The sequence below is a fragment of the Corallococcus sp. AB030 genome (assembly GCF_003668965.1).
Taxonomy (GTDB): Bacteria; Myxococcota; Myxococcia; order Myxococcales; family Myxococcaceae; genus Corallococcus; species Corallococcus exiguus.
The window spans coordinates 1-25,851 of sequence record NZ_RAWQ01000162.1 but is presented as its reverse complement, the minus strand read 5'-3'; the positions used below and the strand labels follow the sequence as shown (position 1 = coordinate 25,851).

Below are 25,851 nucleotides of genomic sequence, written 5' to 3'. Positions count from 1 at the left end.
GTCTCGGCCCTCGCCAGCAGGGCCACCCCTCCGATGAGGGTGAGGAACACCTCCACGAAGCTGAGGAACAGGGCGAGTCCCAGCGACATCACCCCATGGCCCTCCGGGAAGCTGCGGCGCGGGTCGCTCTGGCCATACTGCACCTGGATGCGGTCCCCGGGGCGCAGCCGCTTCCACAGCTTCGAGGAGATGTTCCGCCGGTGCTCCTGGCGCTCACCGCCCTGGGGCGTGAAGGCGTAGACGAGGATGTAGTCGCTGTCATCCGAGGCCGCGAGGAACTCCTTCTTCACCACCGTGCCTTCCGCGTGCAGCCCCTCCGCCAGGAGGGCCATGTCCCGCCGGTACGACCCCCAGGTCAACACCAGCATGGACGCGCCCAGCACCACGAACGTCGCACCCAGGACCCGCGCCGCGAAGAGAGCCACGCCGTGCCTCCTGCCCGCCTTTTAAGCGGGCACCCGGCGACGCGAAACGGCAATGCCCTCCACGCCCCGCCGTAGAGCCAGCGCGCGGGTCCCTCCCTGGCGTCGCGTTCGCCGAAACGCCATGCTCCCGCGCGTCCTGTCCGGAGGTACGCACCGTGTCCCTGTTCGATGCCGTCGCCGCGGGTGACCGCGCCGCCCTGAGCGCCCAGCTCGACGCGGGCGCGGACCCCAACCCCTTCGACGACGAGGGCCGTACGCCGCTGATGATGGCCGCGCGCTCGGGTCAGGACGACCTGGTGCAGGCGCTCCTGGAGGCCGGCGCGGACCCCACGCTGCCGGACTCCGTGGGCGAGACACCGTTCGTCGCCGCCGCCGCCTACGGCCACTTCCGGGTCTGCGCGCTCCTGTCCCCGCACGCCACCGCCGACGAGAAGGACATGGCGCGCACGCTGCTCAAGAACCAGGGCATCGACGAGATTCCCGCGCGTCCCTCGCGAGCGTCCGAGGTCGCGCCCGACGACTTCCGCCGCAAGCTCGCCTCCGCGGGCGCCTACGTCGCGGGCAAGCTGGGCGACGCCGGCGCCACCAAGCGCCTGGAGCGCGTGCTGCGCTCGGAGGGCAACGCGCCCAAGGGTCCCTTCAAGGGCCGCAAGTAGTCTTCCAGCCCGGAAAGGCGAAGGGCCCGGCCGCTCCCACCGTGGGGAGCCACCGGGCCCTCGTCACATCTGGAGCCGGACCTGCGTTACTCCGGCTTGGCGCTCACCACGGGGCTGGGGCTCACGGTGCCGCCCTTGTTGGTGGTCTCCATGGAGTCCGCGACCAGCTCGGTGATGTCCTTGATTTGGATCTGCTCACGACCGGTGTCGTTCTTCGCGTCGTTGAGCATCGTGGAGCAGAACGGGCAGGCCACCGCGACGATGCCCTTGCCGCCCGGCTCCTTGTAGTCGCCCACCATGCCCGGCTTCTTCTTGTCCGCGGCGTCGGGGTAGGGCGTGTTGGGATCCTCCGCGTGCTTGAGCGTGAGGGCCGCCTCGTTGATGCGGTTGTGGTTGATGCGCGTGCCGATGTGCTCTTCCATCCACATCCGGCCGCCACCGGCGCCGCAGCAGAAGCCCTCGCGCTGGCTGCGCTGCATCTCCACCACTTCCAGGCCCGGGATGCTCTTGAGCACTTCACGGGGCGCGTCGTACACGCCGTTGTGCCGGCCCAGGTAGCAGGGGTCGTGGTAGGTCAGCTTCGTTCCGGCGTTCATCACCGAGGACAGCTTGATGCGCTTGTCCTTGAGCAGCTCGTTGATGAGCTGCGTGTGGTTGATGACGCGGTACTCGCCGCCGAACTCCGGGTACTCGTTCTTGATGGTGTTGAAGCAGTGCGGGCACTGCGTGATGACCGCCTTCACGCCCATCGCGTTCCAGGACTCGACGTTCGTCTTGGCCAGCGTCTGGTACAGGTACTCGTTGCCCATGCGGCGCGCGGAGTCGCCGTTGCACATCTCCTGCTTGGACAGCGTCGCGAAGGACACGCCCGCCTCGCGCATGATCTTCACCAGCGCGCGGCTCACCTTCTTCTGCTTGTCGTCGTAGCTGCCCGCGCAGCCCACGAAGAACAGGTACTCGTACTCGCCGCCGTCACCCCAGGTGGGCAGCGCCAGGTCCGCCGCCCACTCGTCGCGCTGGTCCTGGCCGATGCCCCAGGGGTTGCCCTGGCGCTCCATGCCCTCGAACACGCGCTGGATTTCCGCCGGGAACTCCGCCTTCACCTGCACCTGGTAGCGGCGCATGTCGATGAGGCGCGGGACGTTCTCGATGAACACCGGGCAGGCCTGCTCGCACCAGCCGCAGCTCGTGCACGCCCACACCGTCTCCGCCTTCAGCGCGCTGCCGATAATCTCAGGCAGGGGCTCCTTCACGCCGTTGGGGCCGTAGCCTTCCTCCACCCAGCGCTCGTTGTCCCAGAGCCAGTGCTTCAGGTCCTGGTTCACGGCCTTGTGCGTGAGCGGCTTGCCCGTGATGTACGTGGGACAGTGCGTCTGGCACCGGCCACACTCCGTACAGGAGTACAGGTCCAGGCCGTTCTTCCAGGTGAGGTCCTTCACCGTGGCGGCGCCGAACTCCTCCTTCTCCAGGTTGGGCGTGGGCAGCTTGCCGGTGGAGTGCGTGCGCTGGAAGAAGACGTTGGGCAGGCCCGTGATGATGTGGAAGTGCTTGCCCAGCGGCAGGAAGTTCAGGAACGCCAGGATGATGGTCAGGTGGATGAAGAAGCCCGCCACGCCCAGCACGTGCGACGCCGTCACGCCCAGGGGCATCATCGCCAGGCCCGTCAGGCTGGTGACGGGCTCCCACCACACCATCGCGGACGGCGCCGCCGGCACCTGCGTGGCGCCCACCGCCACCTGCTGCGCGGCGGCGTGCGCGGCCACCATGTGGCTGCCACCGAACATGAACTCGGTGATCATCAGGCCCGCGATGAAGCCCAGGATGAGGTAGGCCTCCCAGGACTGGGACATGCGGTCCGGCTTCACCTTCCAGCGCGTCCACACGAAGTACGCCACGCCCGCGAGCGCCAGCGCCGCGACCACGTCCTTGGTCAGCAGGTACACCTTGTAGAGCAGCAGCAGCGGCGGCGCGGCGTCCCAGGCCGGGTGGCTCAGGTCGGTGAGCACGTCCAGCGCGGTGGACGAAAAGCCCATCGCGAACATCATGATGGTGCGCAGCGCCAGCACCATGAACGCCGCGTAGATGAAGATGTGGAACAGGCCCGGGGTGAATTCCTCTGGATCCACCATGCGCTTCTGGCCCAACCCGAAGCGCACCAGCTGCGCCACGCGGTAGGGGATGTGGTCCAGCCGGTTCTCCTTCTTCATCGCGAGCAGCACGCCCACGCGGCCGGACATCGTGATGATGAAGATTGAGACTGCGCCTGCCAGCAGCAGGCCGGTGATGATGGGGTTCATGGAACCTCGGGACCCTCTGGGGCCGCACGGCGGCAACGCCGGTTGCTGCGACGCGGCAATTCTGGAGTGATTGTCAACCCTAGCAGGGGTGATTCGCGAATCAAGCGCTCTGCGGGGGCCATGTCCCGCAGCGTTCCTTCCACTGCTTCCAGACCGTCGTCCAGGGTGGTGCCCACCCACCCTCCGCCCCAGACCTGCCGTGCGCGAAATCCTCACGCCTGGCGTGCTGGAAGGCAGGCGGCCGGGCGTGGTCTGGCGGAGTGTCCCAGAACTTTGCTGTCCCGAGGGCTTTACAAAATCGGGGCGGGCTCCCAACATGTTCGTAAATCGGTCAAGAAGTGCTTGTAAAGGGACCCGCATGGGGCGGGCCCGGTGACCGACGCAGGGCGTCCAAGGGGACGCGAGCCGTCAAAGGCCGTACACCCCGTGAATGGAGCGCCGAGGAGCCGGACATGAGCCACGACGAGAGCACGTACCTGGACGAGGGTTTGGACGACCTGGAGCTGTCCGCGACGGGTGAAAACGGCCGTTCGGTTCCGCTGGACTCCACGGACGAGCGGCGCTGGGGCCACCTGGACGAAGAGGCCTGGGGCGGCTGGCACGTGGCGGAGTGACGCCCTGCCCCCGCGGCTCGTGGCCTGCGCGGGGGCCTTCGTTGTCGAACCTGTCGGACCGTCGGACAGGTTCCGGGACTTGCACTCCCGGGCGCTGATGCAGTGCGCTGGATGCCGTGACGCTCCCCGTCCAAGGTCGGGTCGAGCCCTCCGGAGCGGTCCCCGGAATGACCGGTGTAGGACCTTCCAGGAAGTAAATCTGTAAATGGCTGAACGAACCCGCCGGAATCCGCGTGTCCGTGGGTGACGCGAGGCGTCCCGAGGCGCGCCGGATGGGTGATCTCCGGTGCCGGGCGGAGGCTCGTAAGAGCAGGGGTTGGTCGGGTCGGACACGTTGCTTTCACGACCGGAAACCCGACATCCTCCATGAACAGCGACAGGACTTCAGGGCGGACGCGGGCCCGTGCAGGGGCGTCCGGGGCCAGGAGGCCGTCGCGACGGCGATCGCGTCGGTCGAATGAGCGGGATGGGGCCACCCACCATGCGGGAGTGCGGATGAAGCAGACGGCGTGGGCAGTGGAGCGCGACGCGGACGGCGGCCGCGAAGTGCTGCTGCTGGTGACCCTGGAGGCCGAAGCAGAGACGCCTCGGGCCCCGGTTGCGGTGAACCTGGTCATTGACCGGAGCGCGTCCATGCGGGGCGCGCCGCTGGCGGCGGCGGTGGAGGCGGCGCGCGCGCTGGTGGAGCGGGCGGGGCCCAAGGACTACGTGGGCCTGCTCACGTTCGACGCCGACGCGGAGCAGGTGCTGCCCGTGCGCGCGATGGAGCCGGGCGCGAAGGCAGCGTTCCTGAAGACGCTCTCTCGCCTGGACTCCGGCGAGGGCACCGCGCTGCACGAGGCCGTGGAGAACGGCGCGGAGGCCGTGCGGCGCGTGCTGGTGCCGGGCGCCCGGCCGCAGCTGCTCATGCTCACGGACGGCGAGCCCTCCGTGGGACCCACCGCGCTGGGCGAGTTCAAGGTGCTGGGCCAGCGGGTGCACGACTCCGGCGTGGCGCTGCACGCGCTGGGGCTGGGCAAGCACTACCTGCCGGAGATCTTGGAGGCGCTCACCGGCCCGTCCGGCACGGGCTTCACGCACGTGGACGACGCGGAGGGCCTGCCGCTGGCGGTGGGCGCGCTGGGCGCGGAGCTGTTCGGCGAGGTGGTGGCGGACGCGCGCGTGTACGTGCTGCCCACGGGCTTCGCGGACCTGCGCTGCCGTCACCGCTACCCGTCGCGTGTGGAGGGTGACGCGATGAGCGCCGCGCTGGGAGCGGTGTCGCACGCGTTCCCGCGCCGCGTCCTCTTCGCGGGCGTGCTGGAGAAGGGCGACTGGAACCTCACCGTCACCGCTTCGTACACGGAGCACGGCGACACCCGGCGGCTGTCCGTGCCCGTGACGCGCCTGTTGCCTGACAGCGACGAGGGCCGCTTCGTGCGCGCGGTGTCCGCGGAGCTGGAGCTCGTGTCTCACGAGGCCGCCGCCTGGAAGGCACTCTCCCGCCGTCAGCAGGACGCGGCCGAGCGGGCGCTCGAGGGCGCGGACAAGGGGCTCTACAAGCTGGCCCGCCTGGGCTCCGCGGAGGTTCCCGCGCAGCGGCACGTGGACCGGCTGGCGGACCTGCGCCGGGCGGTGGAGCGCCGTGCGGCCCAGCCGTCCGCCTTGGGAGTGCGCCGGGCCCAGTCAGAGGTGTCGCGCATCACCATGAGCCGCATCGGGCCGGCGCTTCCGGCCGCGGTGAATGTGGGCCCGCCTCCGCGAGCGGCCCTGCCCGCCGTGGCGAACGGCGGCGCGCCTCCACCGCAGGCGGTGACCCTGGACAGCGGGGGGCTCCTGCCCTGGAAGACGGGCGGCGGCGAGTCGTAACCGTCCGGAGTCCCTGAGCGTATGGGGAAGGCGCGGGGGCCCGGGGTGGTCCCTGACGCCGGGCGTGCGGGCATGCGGAATGCCCGGCTGCCCGGAAGGTTGAGTGCATCCCGCGGGGACGCATCCCAGGTAGCACGGCGTTTCCAGGTGGATTAACGGGAGTCGCATGACGCATCGGTGGAGCAAGAGGTCTGGAAGCCGGCTCGGTGGGCTGGGCGTGGTGGGCGCGTTGCTGCTGGCGACGTGGGCCCAGGCCGCGCTTCCGCCCACCGCCGTGGGCAGCACCGCGCCGGACGAGGGCGACCCCCGCCTGGAGGGTGCGCTGCTCCTGGACGCCACGCAGGTGAAGGCGGGCGGCGACTTCCGCGTGGGCGTGCGTCTCAAGCTGGACCCGGAGTGGCACGTCTACTGGAAGAACCCGGGCGACTCCGGCCTGGCCACGGAGGTGTCGTGGGATGTGCCGGGCGTCACGGTGGGGGATTTGCGCTGGCCCTTCCCCAGCACGTTCCGCACGCCGGACGGCTTCATCACCACGCACGGCTACCACGACGAGGTGCTGCTGTTCGCGCCCGCGCACGTGTCGAAGGACGCCACGGGTACGCTGAACGTGTCGGCGGCGGTGGACGCGCTCGCGTGCAAGGTGCACTGCATCCCCGCGCAGCTGGTGCTGACGCGCACGCTGCCGGTGGGGCCGGAGACGGTGACGGATCCGGAGTTCGCGCCGCAGTTCGACGCCGCGCAGGCCCAGGTGCCGTCGGCGGTGGGGGCGCAGGGCGCGCCGCGCGTGGCGCTGGCGCTGGATGGCACGTCGCTGACGGCGGGCAAGCCGTTCACCGGCAAGCTCACCGTGACGGCGGCGGACGGCAAGCCCTACGCGGGAGACGTGGAGGGTGACTTCTTCGTGCCCGGCCGCATCCTGGGCGTGGACAGCGTGGCGCTGACGAAGACGGCGCCGGGGACGTTCGCGCTGAAGGGCCAGGCGTCGTCGGTGGTGCCCAAGGGAGAGCCCCGGCTCACGGGCGCGCTTCGCCTGGGCACGAAGGCCACGGGCTTCACGGCGGTGGACGTGGACACGGCACTCGCGCCGGTCGTTGCGGACGGCACGGTGGCGGGCGCGGCGCCCCTGAAGGTCCCGTCGGTGAAGGACGCGGTGGGCAAGGTGAAGCCCTCGGCCGCGGCTCCGGTGGCGTCGGGTGAGTCGCCGCTGGGGCTGGGCGTCGCGCTCCTGTTCGCGTTCCTGGGCGGTGCGCTGCTCAACCTGATGCCGTGCGTGTTCCCGGTGCTGGCGCTCAAGGTGTACGGCTTCACGCGGATGGTGCAGGAGGAGAAGGGCAAGGTGGCGCCGCACGCGGCGGCGTACGCGGGCGGCATCCTGGCGACGATGCTGCTGCTCGCGGGCGCGGTGCTGGCGGTGCGCGCGGGTGGTGCCAGCGTGGGTTGGGGCTTCCAGTTCCAGGAGCCGCTGTTCGTGGCGGCCGTGAGCGCGGTGCTGGTGGCGTTCGCGCTCAACCTCTTCGGCGTCTACACGCTGGGCGCGGACGGCACGGCGCTCGCGGGCAAGGTGGACCAGAGCCACGGGCTGATGCGCAGCGCGGGAGAAGGCGTGCTCGCGGTGGTGCTGGCGACGCCGTGTTCGGCGCCGCTGTTGGGCACGGCGGTGGGCTTCGCCTTCGCGGCGGGCCCGGCCACGGTGGTGGCGGTGTTCGTGGCGCTGGGGCTGGGATTGGCGCTGCCCTTCTGCGTGCTGGTGCTGGTGCCGGGGCTGATGAAGCGGCTGCCCAAGCCGGGCATGTGGATGGAGCGCGGCAAGCAGTTCCTGGGCTTCGCGCTGTTGGGCACGACGGTGTGGCTGGTGTGGGTGATGGGCGGCCTGGCCGGCGTGGACGGCATGGCGCGGCTGCTCGCGTTCCTCATCGCGGTGGGCCTGGTCACGTGGCTGTACGGCCAGTCGCAGGGGCTGGAGGGCGGGCGCCGGGGCGTGACGGTGGCGCTGGCGGTGCTCGTGCTGGTGGGCTCGGGCGCGGTGGCGCTGCGCTTCGAGGAGGCGCAGGCGTCGCTGGAGACGCGCGGCGCGGTGGCGTCGCACGGTGGAGCGCAGCCCTGGGATGAGGCGGCGGTGACGGCGGCGCTGGCGGCGGGTCAGCCGGTGTTCGTGGACTTCACGGCGGACTGGTGCCTCACGTGCAAGTTCAACGAGCGCACCGTGCTGTCGCGCGACGACGTGCGGCAGGCGTTCCTGAAGCACAACGTGGCGTTCTTCGTGGCGGACTGGACGCGGCGGGACGCGCGCATCACCACGAAGCTGGCGGACCATGGCCGCGCGGGCGTGCCCATGTACCTGGTGTTGAGCCCGGGCGCGCCGGACAAGCCGGAGGTCCTCAACGAGCTGCTCACCGCGGACAGCGTCATCACGGCGGTGCAGCGCGCGGCGGAGTGCGGGTCGCCGTTGAAGGGTGGCTCGGTGGTGTGCGCCCGGCCTTGAGCCGGGAGTGAAGTCGGGTTTGTGTTGTTCGTTCGTGCGCAGCGTTCAACTCATTGGAGGTTCCGTCATGAAGCAGGTCTTCAAGGCACTCGCTCTCACCGCGGCTTTCGTGTCCGCTCCCGTCTTCGCTGCTGACAACGCGGAGGTGGGCAAGCCCGCTCCGGCGTTCACGCTGAAGGACGAGGCGGGCAAGGCCCACTCGCTGTCCGAGTACAAGGGCAAGGTGGTGGTGCTCGAGTGGACGAACCCGGAGTGCCCGTTCGTGAAGCGGCACTACGATGCCAAGACGATGCAGAACACGCAGAAGGGCTTCGACGCGAAGAAGGTGGTGTGGCTGACGGTGGACTCGTCCTCCACGCACAACGCGAAGAGCGCCGCGGACTGGAAGAAGAAGGAGGGCTTCAGCCAGCCGGTGCTGCTGGACACGGACGGCGCGGTGGGCAAGAGCTACGCGGCGAAGACGACGCCGCACATGTACGTCATCGACGGTGAGGGCGTGGTCCGCTACGCGGGCGCCATCGACAACGACCCGCGCGGCAAGGAAGCCACCAAGGTGAACTACGTGCAGACGGCGGTGGACGCGCTCCTCAACGGCAAGCAGGTGCCGACCGCGACCTCCGAGCCGTACGGCTGCTCCGTGAAGTACAAGAGCTGAGCCGCTGTGACGTCATGAGGTTTGAAGGCCCGTGTTCCCGCGAGGGGACGCGGGCTTTTTCGAAGTTGACGTTGTCTTTTTTCTTCGGGAAATTTCGGACCATCATGCCCGCCGCCGTCCATCCCGAGCTGGAGCCGGGCCGCGTCTATCGGACGAAGGAGCTGGCCACGTGGGGCGTGAATGCGCCCCGACTGGCCCGGCGATTGGTGGGCGAGGGCGTGCTGATTCCCCTGGCGCATGGGCTCTATGCCTGTCCGAAGCGGGGGCGTTTCGGCGTGGTGGCTCCGTCCGATGAAGCCATCATGAAGGCGTTCCTGGAGGGCAGCCCGTTCGTCTTCACCGGGACTGACCGATGGAACGCGCTCGGGTTGGGATCCACGGCGGTCTTCGCTTCGGCGCTCGTCTACAACACGAAGCGCTCGGGTCGCTTCGAGTTGGGGGGGAGGACCTTCGAGTTGCGGCGGGTCGCCTTCCCCCAGCCCCCGACGCTGGAATGGTTCGTGGTGGATCTCTTCGAGAACGCCGGGAGTGCAGGCGTCGTGCCCGCGGAGCTGACGCGTGCGTTGACGCGCGCACTGAAGCGAGGCGCGTTCGATGCCCGGCGGCTCGGGGAGATGTCTGACCGGTTTGGTAGGCAGAGCACGCGTGAGTGGATCCACGAAGCGATCCGCTCTGCCTCTGCATGACCTTCATCCACGAAGACCTCGAATTCGATCAACTGCTACGAATCGTCGCCGACAAGCGGCGGCTCTCCCTGGGCCTCACAGAGAAGGACTACTGGGTCACCCATACGCTGTGGGCCCTGCATGACGCGGGCTTCGAGGTCTGGTTCAAGGGCGGCACGTCGCTCTCGAAGGGCTTCTCGCTCATCCAGCGGTTCTCGGAAGACCTGGACCTCAAGCTGGAGGCAGGGTCGGTCGAGCTTCCCCGGGTGACGGATTGGAGCCGCACCGGAGCAGGAGCGACGAAGGCCCGCCGGGCGTACTTCGAGGCGCTGGCCGAGCGCATCCAGGTTCCCGGGGCGCGGACGGAGTTGGATATCGGCGGAGCGGATCGGTACTGGCGCTCCGCCAGCGTGCGCATCCTGTATCCGGCGCAGCATCTGGGTGGCATGGTGGGAATCCTGCGTCCCTTCGTCCTCCTGGAAGTGGGCAATGCGCGGGTGACACCCTTTGTCCGGCGCGACATGGCGTCATTCGTCCACGAAGAGCTTGAGGCCCAGCGGCAGCTCGCGGACTTCAAGGACAACCGCCCCAGGGCCGTGCGGTGTGTTCATCCCCTGGTCACGTTGTTGGAGAAGGTGGATGCCATCCAGCGACGGCTCCAGAAGGAGCCGCTGGAGCCTGCCACCTTCGTCCGCCACTACGAGGACGCGGCACGCATCATCGCCGCGGAAGATGCGCTACCTCCTCTTGCTGACTACCCGGACGTTCGTGCGCTGGCGGAAGAGATGATCCGGCAGAAGCAGATTGCAGTGCCTCCTGCCGGTGACGTGCGGCACTTCCTGCCCGGCGGTGCCGGTACCGTGGCCATCCAGGCCGCCTTCGAGGCAATCGCCCCGATGTTCTGGGGGCCACGTCAGACGCTGGATGAGGCCGTGGCGGCTCTATGTGCCTGGCTCACCCGGTTTCATTTCGCGTCGCGGTGAGCGTAGTCCGGGCCCAGGCCTTCGATGCGGTAGGTGTTGCCGGGATAGGTGCGGTTGAGCGTCGTCTCCAGGGTCGACGGGTAACGCTCCAGCGAGACGTGGCGTTTGACGCGCTTGCGCAGCTTGAGGGCGCCTCGGACCAGGCCGCCCACCCAGGCGGGTGGGGATTCGAACTGGATGGCGGGGAGCAGGCGCGGCGGTACCAGGCTCAGGCTGATGGGGGCTACCAGCGGACGCAGCGGGCGAGGCACCCAGCCGGCGAGGATGTTCACCGTGGACTGGGCCACGCGGTGGCTGGCTTCGTCGGGGACGAACTCGCGCGCTTCGTAGTCGCGGACGAAGGCGTCAAAGGCGGGCTTGTTCTCGGGGAGGTCCTTCAGGCCCATGCGGCGGCCGATTTCGCACCAGTAATGGAACCAGGCCTCCTGCTCGTGCTGGGTGAAGGGGCGCCAGCCGTAGTCCTGCATCCACTGGATGGGGAAGTCGATGAACGTCCACAGCACGAAGAGGAAGTCCTCGTTCGGGATGCGGAAGAAGGAATGGATGTGGTTCATCTGCTCCAGTGAGCGGTGCCCCGCCTCCCCCTCCCAACCGCACTCCATGAACCGCGCGATGAGCAGCCGCGTGTCGTCGTAGCGCTTCTGGCCTCGCTTGTTGAACTCACCCGTGCGGTCCAGGAGGCGGGAGACGGAACGGCTGCCGTAGGTGTGGAAGAGGGCGATCTCCGTGGACCGCACGATGTCGAAGGGGAACTCGTAGTTGGTCAGCAGGTGCACGATGCGCTGGCAGTCGCGCCGTGCATCCAGGGAGGCGATCTCCCGGCTCACTTCGGGCAGACGCGCTCGCCAGAACGGCTTCCGATAGACGGGGCCGGGCACGCGAGCGGCGGAAGGACTTCCCTCTCCGCTGAAGGGACAGCCGGAGGGGACAGCGTCCTCGGGGTGATGGGCCGGGTCGGTCATGGCGGGGCGGCTCCGGGAAGCAAGGCGATTGGTGATGCTACCCCGCTCCATGACGGCATGCCGTGCCCCTGCCGACCCGTGTGTCTCATGCAGTGGCCTTGTCGGGGGATGGGACGCGCCGGACCTTGTCCTGGAGGGCAGGACATCCAGACAGGAGACGCGACCATGGCCAGCAACAAGGGGCCGCCGGTGAAGGGGCCTGAGCGCACGGATACCCACAGCGCGGAGGAACTGGAGCGTGAAGCCAGGCACCAGCGCCCGGGCACCGAACGGGGCGACGTGACGGACGAGGACGTGGGCGAGGACCGCATCCTCCAGAAGGGCATTGGCGGCTACGGCGCGCAGGAGGGCACGGAGCCCGCGAGGGAAGCGCCGCCGCTCAGCGACGACGGCGAACGGTAGCGCTGGCTACCGCACGACGGGCGGTAGAGTGCCGCCATGGCCTCCGCCCGCCTCGTGCGTTCCTGCTGGTGTTCGACGGCGTGCTGACGTTCCTCAACGCGAAGCTGAACGGGGAGCTCACGGCGCGCCTGGTGCCCGCGCCGGATGGCGTGGGCTTGATGCTGACGTGGCCGTGAGCCTCAGGCGCGCGCGTGCCATTCGAGCCCGCCGGGCAGGGGCCGTGCCGCGAACTCCAGGTGGATGACCCGGCGGTGCGCGGGGACGCGTGACGCTGACGAGGCGTGCAGCAGCAGGGGCCGCATCACCAGCAGGCCGCAGCGGGGCACGAGGCAGTCCACGGGAGCGCTTCGTTCGAGCCAGCCGGGGATGCTCGATGAGGACAGTCGCCCTTCACGGTGTGAGCCCACGAGTACGCGCACGGGACCGTTGTCCTCTCCGCAGTCGTCCAGGTGGACGCGCACCGCGACCATGTCTTCCAGGACGGACGTGGGGGGCTGCACGCAGGGTACACCGGCCTTCTCCGACCAGGGACCGAAGCCGGGCACGTCGCGGCGCTCGCGCACGGCGACGGTGAGGTCCTGGTGCCAGATGACCTTCCAGTTCGCGTCCGGTGTCTTGTCGAACAGCAGGCCTCGCACCGCGAAGCAGTGTGGGCCCAGGACGGATGCAGCGGCTTCGCGTACCGGATTTGAGCGGGCCAGCTCGCGGACGGCGGGCACGTTCTCCAGCAGGTTTCGCACGCCGCCTCGCCGCTGGGAGGTCGCGGCTTCTTCATTCACGGGACGAAGGGCCTGGAGCAGGGCGTCCGCGGTGGTTGGCGTGATTCCGTGCGGGAGGATGGCGAAGCCCTCGCGCTCGATGCGTGCGGCCAGCTCCTCCGAAGCCATGTCGTGCGCCGTCGATGGGGACATCGTGGAGCGCAGCATAACGGGGGCGCGGTTCCACGCGGGACACCTGCCCGGTGGAACCGGAGCCCGGAAGGCTCAGGCCGCCACCGGTTCGCGGCGGTGGCGGGCCCGGGCGGAGACGTCCTTGCGGCGGCCCTTGCGCAGTACGTCCAGGTGCACCTCTTCCTCGGTGGCGAGCGCCATCAGGCGCTGCAGGTCGTCCACGCTGTTGACGGGCCGGCTGTTGATGCCGAGCAGCAGGTCGTCCGGCTGAAGACCGGCATCGTCCGCGGGCGTGCCCTCCTGCACCTTCAACACGCGCACGGCTCGCGGCTGGCCGGTGTCCTTCGCGAGCGCGGGCTCCAGGTTCACCGCCGTGGCGGCGATGCCCAGGAACTTCCGGTCCACCCGGCCGCGCTGGATGAGCAGGCTCGCGACCCAGGCCGCCGTGGTGGCGCTCACCGCGAAACCAATCCCCTGTGCGAACGGCAGCACCAACGTGTTGAGCCCCACCACGCGCCCTCGCGTGTCGAGCAACGGCCCGCCGGAGTTGCCCGGGTTGATGGCTGCGTCCGTCTGGAGCATCCCCTCCAGGATGACGCCGTCGGGCAGCGTGATGCTGCGGTTGATGGCGCTCACCACGCCCAGCGACACCGACTGCTCCAGGCGGAAGGGATTGCCAATGGCCATCACCAGCTGCCCTACCCGCACCGTCTCCGGATCCGCGAGCGGCAGCGTGGGGAAGTCATCGCCTTCCGCACGCACCACCGCGAGGTCCGTGGGTGCATCCCCGCCCACCAGCGTGGCCCGGCGCTCCTCGCCGTTGTGGAGCTGCACGGTGAGGCGCTTGGGCGTGCGCATCACCACGTGCCGGTTGGTGAGCACGTAACCATCCGGTGTGAGGAACAGGCCGGTGCCGTGGCCGCGCGCGTGCTCCACGCCCACCACCGCCGGAGCCGCGCCGGCCACGAGTCCTTCCAGGTCATCCGAGAGTTGCTGCAATAGTTTCATCGCCGGCTCCTTTCAAGAACGCTTGCCCACGGTGATGGGCACCTCGCGCAGTTCGCCCGCGCGCAACACCTTCGCCTGGATGGACGCGCCCACCTTCTCGTCGCCCAGGTAGCCCAGCAGGTCCTCCACGCCGTGCAGCGTCTGGCCGCCCAGGCTCACCAGCACGTCGCCCAGCACCAGCCCGGCCTTCTGCGCGGGCCCGTCCGGATCCACGGAGAGCAGGATGAGGCCCGCCTTCGTGCCTTCGATTTCACGCGGCAGGCGCACCGGGTAGGCGCCCACGCCCAGGTAGCCGCGGCGGATCCCGCCGTGTTCACGCAGGGAGTTCGCCACGCGCGTCAGCGTGCCGCCGGGGATCACGACCGCGGCGGTGCGGGAGAAGGCCGCCGTGGGGATGCCCAGGAAGCGGCCCTGCGCGTCCACCAGCGCGCCGCCGGAGAAGCCCGGAGGCAGGTCCGCGTCGGTCTCCAGGTAGCGGTCCACCTGGCCGCCCGCGTGCGTGCGCCAGTCGCCGCCGAACGCGCTGACGATGCCCAGCGTGGCCCGCGCCGTGCGTCCCGGCCGGCCGATGGCCAGGACGATGTTGCCCACCTTCACGTCATCGAGCGGCGCGGGCGCGAGCGCGGTGAGTCCACTGGCGTCGGCCTTGAGGAGCGCGAGGTCGGTGCTCGGGTCGCGGCCGACAAGCTCGGCGGACACCGAGCGGCCGTCCGCGAGGCCCACCTGGATGGAGCCCTCGTGCTCAACGGCGTGGCTGGTGGTGAGGATGTGACCGTCGGCGTCCCAGATGACGCCGCTGGCACCCCGGCGACGGCGGGCCTCGACGCGGACGAGGGAGGGAGCGATGCGTTCGACGACGGCGGAGATGGACTGCGAGAGGGACTGGAGGGTGTCGGTGGACATGGCGTGTTCCTTTCGAGCCTGAAACTAAAGGGCTCGAAATCGCGCCACATCGGCGGACCGGGCAGGACGGCGACCTACCCATTCAGGCAGGGAGCCTCTCCTTCCAGTCAGGACCCTGGTGCTTCGGGCAGGGTGATTCAGCTCACCTTGCGGAAGCGCTCGTAGCGCTCTTCCAGATAGAGCTTCTTGGGGCGCAGTTCCTTCGCGCGCGGCAGTTGGAGCGTCTTGCCCACGAAGCCCTTCAGCGCGTGCTCCAGCGTGGGGCCGTCCCGGGTGGCGAGCAGGCTGGGCGCCAGCTCGATGACGCCGTCGGGTCGGAAGCCCATCAGGTTCGTGTCGAAGGCGCCGTGGTGGAGCCGACAGAGCGCAAGCCCGTTGGGGACTTCCGCGTGGCCTCGCTCGTCGCGGTCCGGAAGGATGTGTGCGCCGTCCAGCAACTCCATGCGAGGAAACGCGCAGACCGCGCAGCGGTGTTCGTAGGCGTTCAGGACATGCTGACGGAAGGCTGCCTGATGCAGTCGCTTCTTGGCCTGCACCGTCGTGTATCTCCGTTCCAGGGGTAGCAGCTTCGCGTCCGCCACATAGCGCTGAGGCTGGAGTTGCTTCACGGTTTCAGGCTCGGACACCACGACGTGGAAGGAGTGCGAGGCGCGGTCCACGTCGGAGATGTAGACGGGCCACAGGGGCCGGTAGAAACCGGGCTCGATGCCGTAGAAGTAGATGAGCGGTGCGTCCAGTTGCTGCGCGCGCAGGAGCCGACGGTTGTCTCGCGCCTCCGCGTCCGTGCCCTGGAACTTGTAGAGGAAGGCTCCGTCCGAGGCGATGTTGTCATCGTCGTACCGGGCGACGCGGCTTCCGCGCGGCACGGTGGTCTTGATGGACAGCGCCGTCTCCTGCATCTGCCGGGGCCAGAAGATGCCGCGCGTCCGGTTGGCGAACAGGTGCTGCTCGCCGTGGAGCTGGAAGCCCTCCGCGATGATTTCCCACGGCAGCACTTCACCGTGCCGCTCCACCAACGCCTGCAAGGCATTGAAGGCCGCCAGTCGGATGGCCTGGTCGTTGTCGGAGGGCGTGGGCACGGTCCACGACCAGGTTACCAGGCTCAGCCCCGTTCGAGCAGGGCTCCCCCCGGGCCGAAGCCCAGGGACAGGCACAGCACGCGGCGTCCCTTCACCTGCGGAGCCCGCCGCGCGGATTCGGCCGCCAGCTCCGCATCGTTGAGAACGAGCACATTGCCTCCCGTGTCCGGCAGGCCCGCCTGGGCGAGGATGTCCGGGACCAGGGAGGCCGTGCCCTCGAAGCCGTAGGTGCAGCCTCCGGGCATCAGGGCCTCATCCAGCGGACACGGCAATGCCAGACACAGCGCATCCGGAGGCTCGCGCGAGTCCTCCGCGAGGAACGTCCGCAGCGCTCCCGAGATGAACGCCACCGTGTCCCGGATGTGATGGCCGTCCGCGGGACGCGGCTGACCGATGAACAGCGGGGGCAAGTTGGTGAGGTTCCGTTCAACGACACGAGTGGCTCCTGGACGCGCGAGCTTGATGCTCGTCTGGCCCACGTCCACGCAGAGCGGACTTCGCGCACCCTTGGCTTCCAGCATGCGCAGCCCCGCGCGCACGGGGGCGAAGCGCGGTGACAGCGCGATGTGCACCGGTCGGCGCAGCGACGCCGTGGCCTCCCTCAACGCGGCAGGAAAGCCGTCCAGCTCCGCCAGACCTCCACTCAGGTACGCCGCATCCGGCGCGTGCTTCTTCACCAGCAGCGAGAGCGCTTCCGCCAGCGGAAGCATCACGCGGGCCGCGAGTTTGGCTCCGGGAACTCCCGCACGCCGGTCGTCCTCCACCCACGGGGAGCCCAGCAGCTCCCACAGCTCGCGCCCGAACACGGGCAGGTTCCACACCTCCAGCGGTGTGATTCCTTCAGGGGGATGCCGGCGAGGACTCCACCTGGAGGCGCTCATGCCACGAGCCCGGCGATGCGTTCAGCGGCGGTCTTCGCCCCATCATGCGCGCGGTAGGAACGGGAGATCTCCTCCACGCGGTCGCGCATCGGCGACTTCGGTGCCAGCAATTGCGCGATGGCTTCGCGGCACGACTCCACCGTGAGGGTCTTCGGGTCCCTCGCGAGCCCTGCTCCGGCCTTCTCCAGGAAGTGCGCCTGCACGGGCTGGTCGTTGCACACCGGCAGCAGCAGCATCGGCACTCCCGCCGTCATCGCCTCCATCACGGAGTTGGCGCCGCCGTGGGAGATGAACGCCGCCGCGCGCTCCAGCACCTGCCGCTGCGGCGTGTAGCGCACCGCCACCACGTCACCGGGCAGCGTGCTCGGGAAGTCCGTGTCCGCCAGCTCGCCCGCGCACAACACCAGCGTCACGCCGAAGGGCTTCGCGGCCTCAGCGATGAGCCGGAACAGCTCCGGCTGATACGAAATCTGGCTGCCGAAGGACACGTACAGCACCGGCTTTTCGCCCAGCCGCTCCCAGGGGAAGGGCATCTCGTCGCCCCGTGGCTCCGGCGGAATGGACGGACCCACCAGCAGCGTGTCCGGGGGCACTCCCGCGTCCGGGCCCAGGAAGGCCTCGGTGGCGAAGATGATGTTGAGCCGGGGCGACAGGCACTCGCAGGTGCGGAAGCGAGCGTCGAAGCCGTGACGGCGGAACAGGGCCTGACGGTCGTCCTTCAGCGCCCGCACGTTGCGCAGCAGGGGAATCTCCGGCCTTGGCTCCAGCAGCGTCAGCGCGGAGGACACGCCTGCCCAGGGAATCCCTTCCGTGTGCGCCGCGAGCACCGCCGCGTACTGCATCCCGTCCAGCGCCATCACGTCGGGACGGAAGGCGCGCACCACTTCGCGCACGGGTTCCAGCATCGAGGGGACCGAATCCAGCAACAGGCCCCGGATCCACTTCCCCAGCGCCACGTCATCGAGCACCAGCTTCGCCAGCGCTTCGCCTCCCGTCTCGATGCCCGGCGTCGTGGCTTCGGCGTGCGGCAGGCGCAGCACCTCCACGCCCAGGGATTCGAGCTGCGGCGCGGGTTCGGGGATGCACAGCCAGCCGACGGTGTGCCCCAGGCGGCGTAGCCACTGGGCCACGCCGACCATCGGGTTGAGGTGGCCCTTTTCGGGCGAGGTGGCGATGAGGACTCGGGACATTCAGGGGGGCGCCTTGGTGTGGGCCTGGAGCATGACCAGGGACATGAGGCGCATCAACAACCGATCCATCGGTCCGGCCTGCGCGTCATCGGGGGACATGCGGATGTAGCGAGTCATCAAGCCCAGCATCGCTTGCGTATCGATGACCTCGAGGGAGTACAGCCGATCGGGAGAGAGCCAGGCGCGATACAGCTCCAGCCAGCGTGACCGCACCGGACTGGAGAGGGCGGTATGCCCATACCGGGGCGTCTTGCGCGCGAGGCGGACCTCGTCCGGCACCAGGGACCGCACCGCGTGCCGGAACAGCCACTTGCCGAACCCGTCCCTCTGCAGCACGGACTCCGGCAGGGCCAGCGCCACCCGCGCGAAGCCTTCGTCCAGGTACGGCGTGCGGACCGTGAGCCCATGGGCCCGGGCGCCCCGCAGCTCGGGCGGGAGGATGAGCTCGGCCAGCACCCACTTCGCGTACCGCAGCTCCTCGGAGGGGAGCGCCTCTTGCGAGGGCAGCTCCCACGGCGCGGGCAGCGAGGCGAGCACGGTCCCCAGGTTGTCCACAGGGGGGCCGCGCGACGCGTGATCGCTGTTCAGGCGCTCGGAAACAGTCCTCAAGTTGTCCACAGGTGTGGAGTCTTCACGGCGTCCCACGGCTTGATCGGAAGCGCCGTTTCCAGAGGGGAAATGCCCCGTGGATGGCTTTGATTCCTGATCGCCACGCGGAGCCCTGCCCAGGGGCCTCCCCGAGTTGTCCACAGCCCCCCGTGCCACTCCGGGGGACCCTGCATGATCGCGCGAGCTGGCTCGGAACGGCGTCCGCAAGTTGTCCACAACCGGCAGGGCTTCGAGTTTCAGGGCCCGCAGGGCCAGCATCCGGTCTTCATCCACGCGGGCCTTCGCGGAGGCGAGCGCGCCCGGGGTGCCCTGGAGCACTTCGTCCGCCCCCGCGCCGCTCAGGAGGGCCGGGCCCGCGCCCTGCCGCCGGGCCTCCAGATAGAACACGTAGCTGGCCACGGCCCGGGCGTTGAGGATGACCGTCTGGTTGGCGAGGACCGCGTGCTCGAACAGGTCCGGGAGCACGGAGTCCGGGATGAGCACGTCCACCAGCTCCGCGCCCGTCACCTTCGCCATCCGCCGCGCGTTGCTCCGCTCCACCGCGTCCGCGAAGTGCACGTCCATCGTCCACGCGCGCACCTTTCCTGGTGCATGCCGCGCGGCCATCGCGCACAAGGCCGCGCTGTCCACCCCGCCGCTCAGGCTCACCTCGTGCGTGCCCGCTTCGACATGCGCCCGCACGGTGTCGGACCAGGCGGCCAGCAGCCGCGCCGCGAGCCCGTCCTCATCCCGTGCCTCCGCCTCCCGGATGACTCGCGGCAGCGCCACGCCGATGGGCTCAGTGTCCGGCAGCAGGTCCGCGTTGGACGCACGGGCATGGAACAGCAGGTCGCTCATCGCGCGGGGAGACAGGCCACGCGCGGGAGGCACCTTGGGCGGTCGGGTCGGCATGCGGTCCGCATCATAGGGATCTGGGAGTCGCCAGCGGAAAGTCAGGGAGGGTGAGATAACCCTCCTGGACAGCGCGAACAGGGAAGGGCGGGACATGAGGACGGATGCGGTGGACGTCGTGTTGCGGGAGCGCTTCGGGCTGGAGTCCTTCCGGCCCGGACAGCGCGAGGTGCTCACGGAGCTGCTCAAGCCCCACGGCTCCGCGCTCGCGGTGTTCCCCACGGGTGGCGGCAAGTCGCTGTGCTACCAGCTCCCCGCGCTGCTGCTCGAAGGGCTCACGGTGGTGGTGTCACCGCTCATCGCGTTGATGAAGGATCAGATCGACGCGCTGGAGCGGAGGGGCATCCGCGCCGCGCGGTTGGACTCCTCCCTGTCGCTGGCGGAGTCGCGCGAAGTGACGGAGTCCCTGCGCGATGGAACGCTGAAGCTCCTCTACGTGGCACCGGAGCGCTTCAACAACGAGCGCTTCATGGGGCTCTTGAGCGAGCTCCCCATCTCCCTCTTCGCGGTGGACGAAGCGCACTGCGTCTCCGAGTGGGGTCACAACTTCCGGCCGGACTACCTCAAGCTCGCGCAGGCGGCCCGCACGCTCCAGGCCGAGCGCATCCTGGCGCTCACCGCCACGGCCACGCCGCAGGTGGTGCACGACATCTGCGAGGGCTTCGGCATCCCGGAGTCACAAGCGGTCGTCACCGGCTTCTACCGGAACAACCTCACGCTGGAGACCACGCCCACGGGTCTGGAGGCTCGCGATGCCCTGCTGGTGGAGCGGCTCAAGTCGCGCCCGCCCGGCACCACCATCGTCTACGTCACGCTGCAGAAGACCGCGGAGCGCGTGGCGGCGCTCTTGAGCGCGGAGGGCCTGCCTGCCAGCGCCTACCACGCAGGCCTGGAGTCCGAGGATCGCGAGCGGGTGCAGGACGCGTGGACCCACTCCTCGAAGGGCATCGTCGTGGCGACCATCGCGTTCGGGATGGGCATCGACAAGGCGGACGTGCGCGCCGTGTATCACTACAACCTGCCCAAGGGCCTGGAGAGCTACAGCCAGGAGATCGGCCGCGCGGGCCGTGATGGCAACTCATCCGTCGTGGAGTTGCTCGCGTGCCCGGACGACGTGCCCACGCTGGAGAACTTCGCGCTCGGGGACACGCCGCTGCCAGAGGCGCTGACGGCGCTGGTGAAGGAGCTGTTGTCCTCGGGCCCGGAGCTGCACCTGGACCTGTACGCGCTGGGCAACCGCCACGACCTGCGGCCCCTGGTGCTGCGCACGGCGCTGACGTACCTGGAGCTGGAAGGAGTGCTGCGCCAGGGCACGCCGTTCTACGCGGGCTACAAGGTGCAGCCAGCAGGCTCGGTGGATGCGCTCGTGGGGAAATTTCAGGGTGAGCGCGCGCGCTTCGTGAAGGAACTGTTCGCGCACGCGAAGAAGGGGCGCACCTGGTACACGTTCGACCCCGCCGAAATCGCGAAGGCGTTGGACCAGCCGCGAGACCGCGTGGTGAAGGCGATCGACTACTTCCAGGAGCAGGGCTACGCGGAGGTGCAGGTGGCCGAACCGCGTCAGCGCTTCACGCGGCTGCGCGAGCGCGAGGACGCGAAGGCGCTCGTGGCCCTGTTGCAGGAGCGCTTCCAGAAGCGAGAGGTCCAGGAGGTGTCGCGAGTGCGCGACGTGCTCCGGCTCGTCACTCACGATGGTTGCCAGAGCAATGCGCTGGTGGCCCACTTCGGTGAGCAGCGCGAAGCACCGTGCGGCCACTGCACCTTCTGCCGCACGGGCGTGGCGCGTGTGCTGCCGCCACCGCACCCACGGCCGGACCTGCGCGAACAGCTGGACGCGGCCACGTTCCGGTCGCTCGTCGCGAAGCATCCGGAGGCGCTGGGCCATCCCAGGCAGGCGGCCCGTTTCCTCTGTGGTCTGAGCAGCCCCGCGCTCTCCAAGGCGAAGCTCAGCGGTCACAAGCTCTTCGGCACCCTGGCGGAGTGGCCGTTCGCCCAGGTGCTGGCGTTCTGTGAAGGCCGGTGAACGTTCAGCGGATCGCGGCCCGCAGGCTCGGTGAGAAGGGGGGCAGGACGACCTGGGCCTTCGCCCTGAGCGCCTGACGGTCCCTGCCTGCTCCTTCCTGGAGCGCGTGCCGGAAGGGAGCATGGGTGAGCGCCCAGAAGCGCAGCTCACGCCCGAATTCCGAGTCGAGCCGCGCCGCCTTCTGTTCATCGACCCCGAGCGTGGTCGCAAGGCCTCTCAGGACGTCGGCTTGCGGGAGGCCGCTGAAGGTCGATGCCACGGTGTCCGAGGACTCATGGAGGAGTGCCCTCGCGGTGAACGACTCCAGCTCCGTCACGTCCGGGAGCGGGGCTTCGAGGCACGCCTTCGCGTTGACGAGGCCGGCGCCCCACGCGAGCTGGCTCTGAGGCCAGCTGTCACAGGTGGCGCGGAGCACATGGCGGAAGACCTGCGAGAGCGCTGGCCCTCCCTGATACTTCGCGAGCAGGTTGTCCCGGCCATGGTGCGCCAACCAGAGCGCGGCGATTCCCGCGACGGTGGCCGTCGCATACGAGGTGCCGCTGCTCTGACCGACCTTGTCGGCGGGCTGCGCCACCCAGACGTTCTCGCCCGGACCGGTGGCGTCGACCGCCTTGCCCCAGGCAGAGAAGGCCCAGGGCTGCGCGCTCGCGTTGCACGCGGCCATCGTGACGACTTCGTCATACGCGCCCGGCCAGACGACGATGGGGCCCGTGTAGTTGCCCGCGGCGGCGATGACGATGATGTTCTCGCGCACCGCCTGCTGGATGATCCGGTGCAGCCCCGCGTTGGGCAGCCACCCGAGGCTGATGCTGATGACATGGACCCGCCGCTGGATGGCGAACCCGATGGAGTCGCGCAGCCGGTCGACGCCCACGTTGAACAGCACGGGCGAGGGGACGAAGAGCGTGGGCTTCGCGACGCGCAGCGGGATGACCTCTGCCTTCGGCGCGACTCCATCCACGAACAGCTTCGGTCCGTCCGCGCTCGGGTCGTTGTAGGGGCTCGCCATGACGCTCGCGGTGCCCAGCCCGTGGCCTCCGCCGGGATTCTCCGTCGTGGGGTCATCGTCGATGAAGTCCCAGCCCAGGCTCGGCGTGAAGTTCGGTCCCAGCTCGGAGCTGGGCAGGTAGCCGCTGTCCGGATGGCCGATGAGGATGCCCTCGCCCTGGCTCGTGCCGCCGGCCAGCTGCCACGCCTCGCCTGCCTTCACGAAGCGCGGGCTCCAGTCGCAATCGTTCTCGTTGAGCGTCCCGGGGCCAGCCTCCGCCGGCTGTGCCTTGAGCAGCGTGGGCGCCGTGTCCGTGACGGCGGTTTGTTCCGCGTAGACCGCCTCGAATGCTGGATCCGCATCCTCCACGCTCGGGTCTGTCTGGAGACGGCGCGCCAGCTCCCAAGCTTGTCCCGGCTCGACGCTGCCAGGAGGGAGGAGGTCGAACGCTCGGCCGGTGGGCTCGAACGGCACCGGGCGGATGATCCACGGCTCCGCTCCGACGAGCGCGGCCACGAGCTTCTCCAGGGAGACCCGGTCGAAGCCTTCACGGAGGAGGACGTCGAGAGTGCGGAGCTTCGAGGACTCGAATTGCTCGGGCGGCGCCATGGGCGCACCTGTACCCCTGGGACTTCATGGAGGGATACGGGCCCCCAGGGCGGTGGGTGTGTCGGTTAGACTCCCGCGCCGTGCGCTACGAGCTTCACGACAGCCGCGTCCTCACCTGGTCCCTGGAGACGCACGTCACCACGCACTGCAACCTGCGTTGCGCTCAGTGCTGCCCGCTGTCGCCGCACCTGCCCGCGTGGGCCGTGTCCCCGCAGGCGCTGGCCGAGGACCTGCGCCGCCTCGCGCGCGTGCTCAAGCCCAACGTCTTCAAGCTCACCGGCGGTGAGCCCTTCCTCCATCCGGACCTGCCCGCCGTGCTGGACGTGGTGCGGGCCTCCGGGCTCACCGAACAGGTGTCCGTCACCACCAACGGCTTCCTCGCGCAGAGCGCTCCCGACGCCGTGTACGAACGGCTCGACCGGATGACGCTGTCGTTCTACACGTCCGCGCCCCTGCCCGAACGCTCCATCGCCCGAATCACCGAGCGCTGCGACCGGCACGGCGTCCACCTCACGGTGAAGGCCATCGACCGCTTCCAGCGCATCACCCCGGACGCGCCGCTCACGTCCGACGCGGAGGTGCGGGACGTCTTCGACACGTGCTGGCTCAAGCAGCGCTGCCACCTGGTCCACCAGGGCCGCTTCTTCACCTGCACCCGGCCGCCCCACGTCGCCACCGTCTTCGCCGCGGAGCATCCGCACCTGCCCGCGCTCGTCGAACACGATGGCGTTCCGCTGGATGACCCGGACCTGCTCACGCGCCTGCTGGCGTACCTGGAGCGGGACACGCCGCTCGCCACCTGCCGCCACTGCCTGGGCTCCAGCGGCCCTTGGGAACCCCACGCGCAGCTGCCGCGTGCTCGCGCCGCTTCCTGATCAGGGCGCCGGCGCTCCCGCGTCCGGCGACAATGCGGGCAGCAGGGGCAGCTCCACCGTGAAGACGGAGCCCTGACCCAGGCGGCTCTCCACTCGCACCGTGCCGCCCATGGCCTCCACCAGCGTGCGGGTGATGTAGAGGCCCAGGCCCAGGCCCCCGTAGTGCCGGTCGCTCACCGCGCGCTCGAAGCGGCCGAAGAGGCGCGGCAGGGACTCCTCCGAGATGCCGATGCCCTGGTCCCGCACCGTCAGCGCCGCCTTGCCGTCGCGCGTCTCCAGGCGGACCTGGATGGGGCGCCCCTGGCCGTACTTGATGGCGTTGTCCACCAGGTTCACCACCACCTGCTCCAGCCGCGGCCGGTCCCAGACGCCCATCGTCATGGCGTCCGCGCACTCCAACTGGAGCACGGAGCCGGAGCGCGTGGCGGGGCCCTCGTAGGCGGCCACCACGTCGCGCACCAGCTCCACCAGGTCCATGGGCACGCACTCCAGCGACAGCCGCCCGGCCGCGATGCGCGACACGTCCAGCAGGTCGTTCACCAGCTCCGCCAGCTTCTTCATCTGCCGCGAGCCCACGTCCAGGTAGCGCTCCACCAGCTCGCGCGGCACCGGACCCGGGTGGCGCTCCATCTCGCGCCGCAGCGCCTGGAGCTTGAGGTTGAGCGGCGTGAGCGGCGTCTTCAGCTCGTGGCTCGCGATGGACAGGAACTCGTCGCGCAGGCGCACCGCCTCGCGCGCCTCGCGGTACAGCCTCGCGTTCTCCATGGAGAGCGCGGCGCGGTTGGCCAGCTCCTGGAGGAAGGGCAGGTCCGCGGCCGTATAGCTCCGGCCGGAGCGGTGCGTGGTGACGAAGCTGAGCAACCCCAGCAAACGCTCCCCGGCCACCAGCGGCACCACCACCAGCGAGCGGACGCGCAGCTCCCGGAGCAGCGCGATGCGCTCAGGGTCATTCGTGAACCGCGGGAGGAGGTCGTCGGTGAAGTTCTCGATGAAGAAGGGCTGCCCGTGATGAATCGACCCGGGGCCGGCCATCTTGGGGAGGCCCGATACGTACGTCGTGCGGGACCGCAGCGGTTCCGCGAGCGACTCCGGCTCCGTGGCCGCGTGCTCCACCTCCATGCGCTGGAAGGTGCCGTCCTCCAGCGCGCTGTCGATGAGGCACCAGTCCGCCAGCGTGGGGACCGCCAGGCGCACCACGTTGCGCAGCGTGGCATTGTAGTCCAGTGACGTGGCCAGGAAGGAGCTGGCCCCCGCCAGCAGGCGCAGGTGCTCCTCGTTGTGCGACAGCTCGCGCGCCAGCCGCTCCGCCCGGGCGCGGGCGCGCACCAGGTCCGTCACGTCGAAGCCGAAGCCCGCGATGCCGTCCACCTGCCCGTGCGTGTCGTGCGTGGGCGTGTAGGTGACGTCGAAGATGAACTCCCGGAGGGTGCCATCCGGCTGTGGCAGCTTGAGGGACACCTCCCGGCCCTCGAAGGGGTCGCCCGTCGCGTAGACGTGGTCGAGGATCCGGGCCACGCGCTCCGCCTCCTCCTTCGGTCCCACCTCGCGCGCGGGCAGGCCCAACAGCCGTGGCGGGTTGCCCAGCATCGCGGAGTTGAGGGGGTTGGACAGCTCGAAGACGTGTTGGGGCCCGCGGAAGATGACCAGGTGCGCGGGCGCGCGCATGAACAGTTCGTGCAGGCGCGCGCGTTCGTACTCGGCGGCGGCGCGGGAGGCGCGCTCTCGCTCCAGCAGGTCCGCGCGCTCCGCGTTGGCCCGGCGCAGGCGCACGTTGAGCAGCGTCACGAACAGCGAGAGCGCCAGGAAGAAGGCCAGCGCGATGAGGTTGCCGGGGTGGGTGACCCAGTCCCCCAGCGGTGACAGGAAGAAGTAGTCCACCGTCACCAGCGAGAGCGCCGTCGCCACCAGCCCCGGCC

The 25,851-nt window shown here is 69.6% G+C and carries 22 protein-coding genes; 10 read left to right on the top strand and 12 right to left on the bottom strand.

What is annotated here, in order from left to right; genetic code table 11:
- A partial coding sequence (locus tag D7Y15_RS31040) for a DUF3592 domain-containing protein (RefSeq protein ID WP_148712913.1) occupies positions 1–425 on the bottom strand: 425 nt, incomplete at its 3' end.
- Positions 426–580: 155 nt separating this feature from the next.
- Here D7Y15_RS31040 and D7Y15_RS31035 point away from each other — a divergent pair.
- The gene (locus D7Y15_RS31035; protein ID WP_120578654.1) at positions 581–1,081 is read left to right on the top strand and encodes an ankyrin repeat domain-containing protein; all 501 of its coding nucleotides are present in this window, start codon (positions 581–583) and stop codon (positions 1,079–1,081) included.
- 86 nt (positions 1,082–1,167) lie between these two features.
- Here D7Y15_RS31035 and D7Y15_RS31030 read toward each other — a convergent pair whose 3' ends face one another.
- Positions 1,168–3,378: a (Fe-S)-binding protein gene (locus D7Y15_RS31030; RefSeq protein ID WP_120578653.1), complete on the bottom strand. Its 2,211-nt coding sequence runs from the start codon at positions 3,376–3,378 to the stop codon at positions 1,168–1,170.
- Positions 3,379–3,830: 452 nt separating this feature from the next.
- Between D7Y15_RS31030 and D7Y15_RS44875 the strand changes: the two genes are divergently transcribed.
- From D7Y15_RS44875 to D7Y15_RS31005, 6 genes are all read left to right on the top strand, one after another.
- Positions 3,831–3,992, top strand: a complete 162-nt coding sequence (locus D7Y15_RS44875) for a hypothetical protein (protein ID WP_158620735.1) — start codon at positions 3,831–3,833, stop codon at positions 3,990–3,992.
- Positions 3,993–4,487: 495 nt separating this feature from the next.
- Complete coding sequence (locus tag D7Y15_RS31025; protein ID WP_120578652.1) at positions 4,488–5,840, top strand: VWA domain-containing protein; 1,353 nt, start codon at positions 4,488–4,490, stop codon at positions 5,838–5,840.
- A gap of 166 nt (positions 5,841–6,006) precedes the next feature.
- Positions 6,007–8,322 carry a protein-disulfide reductase DsbD gene (locus tag D7Y15_RS31020; protein ID WP_121754835.1) on the top strand — a complete coding sequence of 772 codons (2,316 nt, stop codon included), beginning with the start codon at positions 6,007–6,009 and terminating at the stop codon, positions 8,320–8,322.
- A 67-nt stretch (positions 8,323–8,389) separates the two neighbouring features.
- Positions 8,390–8,977: a redoxin domain-containing protein gene (locus D7Y15_RS31015; RefSeq protein ID WP_121754834.1), complete on the top strand. Its 588-nt coding sequence runs from the start codon at positions 8,390–8,392 to the stop codon at positions 8,975–8,977.
- A 104-nt stretch (positions 8,978–9,081) separates the two neighbouring features.
- The gene (locus D7Y15_RS31010) at positions 9,082–9,663 is read left to right on the top strand and encodes a hypothetical protein (protein ID WP_121754837.1); all 582 of its coding nucleotides are present in this window, start codon (positions 9,082–9,084) and stop codon (positions 9,661–9,663) included.
- Entirely contained in the window at positions 9,627–10,625 is a 999-nt protein-coding gene (locus D7Y15_RS31005; RefSeq protein ID WP_233605155.1) for a nucleotidyl transferase AbiEii/AbiGii toxin family protein, read from the top strand. Before D7Y15_RS31010 ends, D7Y15_RS31005 begins: the two co-directional genes overlap by 37 nt.
- On the opposite strand, the gene D7Y15_RS31000 is transcribed toward D7Y15_RS31005, so the two are convergent.
- Positions 10,607–11,587 (bottom strand): oxygenase MpaB family protein, encoded by a 981-nt coding sequence (locus tag D7Y15_RS31000; protein WP_158629145.1) that lies wholly within the window; start codon positions 11,585–11,587, stop codon positions 10,607–10,609. The genes D7Y15_RS31005 and D7Y15_RS31000 overlap by 19 nt on opposite strands.
- A 165-nt stretch (positions 11,588–11,752) precedes the next feature.
- Here D7Y15_RS31000 and D7Y15_RS30995 point away from each other — a divergent pair, with 165 nt between their 5' ends.
- Positions 11,753–11,989: a hypothetical protein gene (locus D7Y15_RS30995; RefSeq protein ID WP_121754831.1), complete on the top strand. Its 237-nt coding sequence runs from the start codon at positions 11,753–11,755 to the stop codon at positions 11,987–11,989.
- 179 nt (positions 11,990–12,168) lie between these two features.
- Here the strand turns inward: D7Y15_RS30995 and D7Y15_RS30990 are convergent, their stop codons facing one another.
- The 7 genes from D7Y15_RS30990 to D7Y15_RS30960 form a co-directional block, all read right to left on the bottom strand.
- The gene (locus D7Y15_RS30990) at positions 12,169–12,900 is read right to left on the bottom strand and encodes a phytanoyl-CoA dioxygenase family protein (protein ID WP_233605154.1); all 732 of its coding nucleotides are present in this window, start codon (positions 12,898–12,900) and stop codon (positions 12,169–12,171) included.
- A gap of 72 nt (positions 12,901–12,972) precedes the next feature.
- Positions 12,973–13,887, bottom strand: a complete 915-nt coding sequence (locus tag D7Y15_RS30985; protein ID WP_120597583.1) for a S1C family serine protease — start codon at positions 13,885–13,887, stop codon at positions 12,973–12,975.
- Positions 13,888–13,899: 12 nt separating this feature from the next.
- Entirely contained in the window at positions 13,900–14,790 is an 891-nt protein-coding gene (locus D7Y15_RS30980) for a S1C family serine protease (protein WP_120578643.1), read from the bottom strand.
- A 137-nt stretch (positions 14,791–14,927) separates the two neighbouring features.
- On the bottom strand, positions 14,928–15,869 hold the full coding sequence (locus D7Y15_RS30975) for an HNH endonuclease (protein ID WP_121761050.1): 942 nt from the start codon (positions 15,867–15,869) through the stop codon (positions 14,928–14,930).
- Between the two features lie 23 nt (positions 15,870–15,892).
- On the bottom strand, positions 15,893–16,750 hold the full coding sequence (locus tag D7Y15_RS30970; protein ID WP_120578641.1) for an ROK family protein: 858 nt from the start codon (positions 16,748–16,750) through the stop codon (positions 15,893–15,895).
- On the bottom strand, positions 16,747–17,940 hold the full coding sequence (locus D7Y15_RS30965) for a glycosyltransferase (protein ID WP_121754829.1): 1,194 nt from the start codon (positions 17,938–17,940) through the stop codon (positions 16,747–16,749). Before D7Y15_RS30965 ends, D7Y15_RS30970 begins: the two co-directional genes overlap by 4 nt.
- On the bottom strand, positions 17,941–19,440 hold the full coding sequence (locus tag D7Y15_RS30960) for an asparagine synthase C-terminal domain-containing protein (protein WP_158629144.1): 1,500 nt from the start codon (positions 19,438–19,440) through the stop codon (positions 17,941–17,943).
- 94 nt (positions 19,441–19,534) lie between these two features.
- On the opposite strand from D7Y15_RS30960, the gene D7Y15_RS30955 reads away from it, so the two are divergent.
- Complete coding sequence (locus D7Y15_RS30955; RefSeq protein WP_121754827.1) at positions 19,535–21,463, top strand: ATP-dependent DNA helicase RecQ; 1,929 nt, start codon at positions 19,535–19,537, stop codon at positions 21,461–21,463.
- Positions 21,464–21,467: 4 nt separating this feature from the next.
- On the opposite strand, the gene D7Y15_RS30950 is transcribed toward D7Y15_RS30955, so the two are convergent.
- Positions 21,468–23,060 (bottom strand): S8 family serine peptidase, encoded by a 1,593-nt coding sequence (locus tag D7Y15_RS30950; RefSeq protein WP_121754826.1) that lies wholly within the window; start codon positions 23,058–23,060, stop codon positions 21,468–21,470.
- An 80-nt stretch (positions 23,061–23,140) separates the two neighbouring features.
- Between D7Y15_RS30950 and D7Y15_RS30945 the strand changes: the two genes are divergently transcribed.
- Positions 23,141–23,935: a radical SAM protein gene (locus D7Y15_RS30945; protein WP_120578636.1), complete on the top strand. Its 795-nt coding sequence runs from the start codon at positions 23,141–23,143 to the stop codon at positions 23,933–23,935.
- On the opposite strand, the gene D7Y15_RS30940 is transcribed toward D7Y15_RS30945, so the two are convergent.
- Positions 23,936–25,851: ATP-binding protein (locus D7Y15_RS30940; RefSeq protein ID WP_121754825.1), on the bottom strand; the 1,916-nt coding region annotated here is incomplete at its 5' end. It lies immediately after the preceding gene.

What these genes read in the sequence shown, in the direction of transcription:
- D7Y15_RS31030 (WP_120578653.1), bottom strand. Translation starts at nt 3,378, where the DNA reads ATGAACCCCATCATCACCGGCCTGCTGCTGGCAGGCGCAGTCTCAATC.
- D7Y15_RS44875 (WP_158620735.1), top strand. Translation starts at nt 3,831, where the DNA reads ATGAGCCACGACGAGAGCACGTACCTGGACGAGGGTTTGGACGACCTG.
- D7Y15_RS31025 (WP_120578652.1), top strand. Translation starts at nt 4,488, where the DNA reads ATGAAGCAGACGGCGTGGGCAGTGGAGCGCGACGCGGACGGCGGCCGC.
- D7Y15_RS31020 (WP_121754835.1), top strand. Translation starts at nt 6,007, where the DNA reads ATGACGCATCGGTGGAGCAAGAGGTCTGGAAGCCGGCTCGGTGGGCTG.
- D7Y15_RS31015 (WP_121754834.1), top strand. Translation starts at nt 8,390, where the DNA reads ATGAAGCAGGTCTTCAAGGCACTCGCTCTCACCGCGGCTTTCGTGTCC.
- D7Y15_RS31010 (WP_121754837.1), top strand. Translation starts at nt 9,082, where the DNA reads ATGCCCGCCGCCGTCCATCCCGAGCTGGAGCCGGGCCGCGTCTATCGG.
- D7Y15_RS31000 (WP_158629145.1), bottom strand. Translation starts at nt 11,587, where the DNA reads ATGACCGACCCGGCCCATCACCCCGAGGACGCTGTCCCCTCCGGCTGT.
- D7Y15_RS30995 (WP_121754831.1), top strand. Translation starts at nt 11,753, where the DNA reads ATGGCCAGCAACAAGGGGCCGCCGGTGAAGGGGCCTGAGCGCACGGAT.
- D7Y15_RS30990 (WP_233605154.1), bottom strand. Translation starts at nt 12,900, where the DNA reads ATGTCCCCATCGACGGCGCACGACATGGCTTCGGAGGAGCTGGCCGCA.
- D7Y15_RS30985 (WP_120597583.1), bottom strand. Translation starts at nt 13,887, where the DNA reads ATGAAACTATTGCAGCAACTCTCGGATGACCTGGAAGGACTCGTGGCC.
- D7Y15_RS30980 (WP_120578643.1), bottom strand. Translation starts at nt 14,790, where the DNA reads ATGTCCACCGACACCCTCCAGTCCCTCTCGCAGTCCATCTCCGCCGTC.
- D7Y15_RS30970 (WP_120578641.1), bottom strand. Translation starts at nt 16,750, where the DNA reads ATGAGCGCCTCCAGGTGGAGTCCTCGCCGGCATCCCCCTGAAGGAATC.
- D7Y15_RS30965 (WP_121754829.1), bottom strand. Translation starts at nt 17,940, where the DNA reads ATGTCCCGAGTCCTCATCGCCACCTCGCCCGAAAAGGGCCACCTCAAC.
- D7Y15_RS30960 (WP_158629144.1), bottom strand. Translation starts at nt 19,440, where the DNA reads ATGCCGACCCGACCGCCCAAGGTGCCTCCCGCGCGTGGCCTGTCTCCC.
- D7Y15_RS30955 (WP_121754827.1), top strand. Translation starts at nt 19,535, where the DNA reads ATGAGGACGGATGCGGTGGACGTCGTGTTGCGGGAGCGCTTCGGGCTG.
- D7Y15_RS30950 (WP_121754826.1), bottom strand. Translation starts at nt 23,060, where the DNA reads ATGGCGCCGCCCGAGCAATTCGAGTCCTCGAAGCTCCGCACTCTCGAC.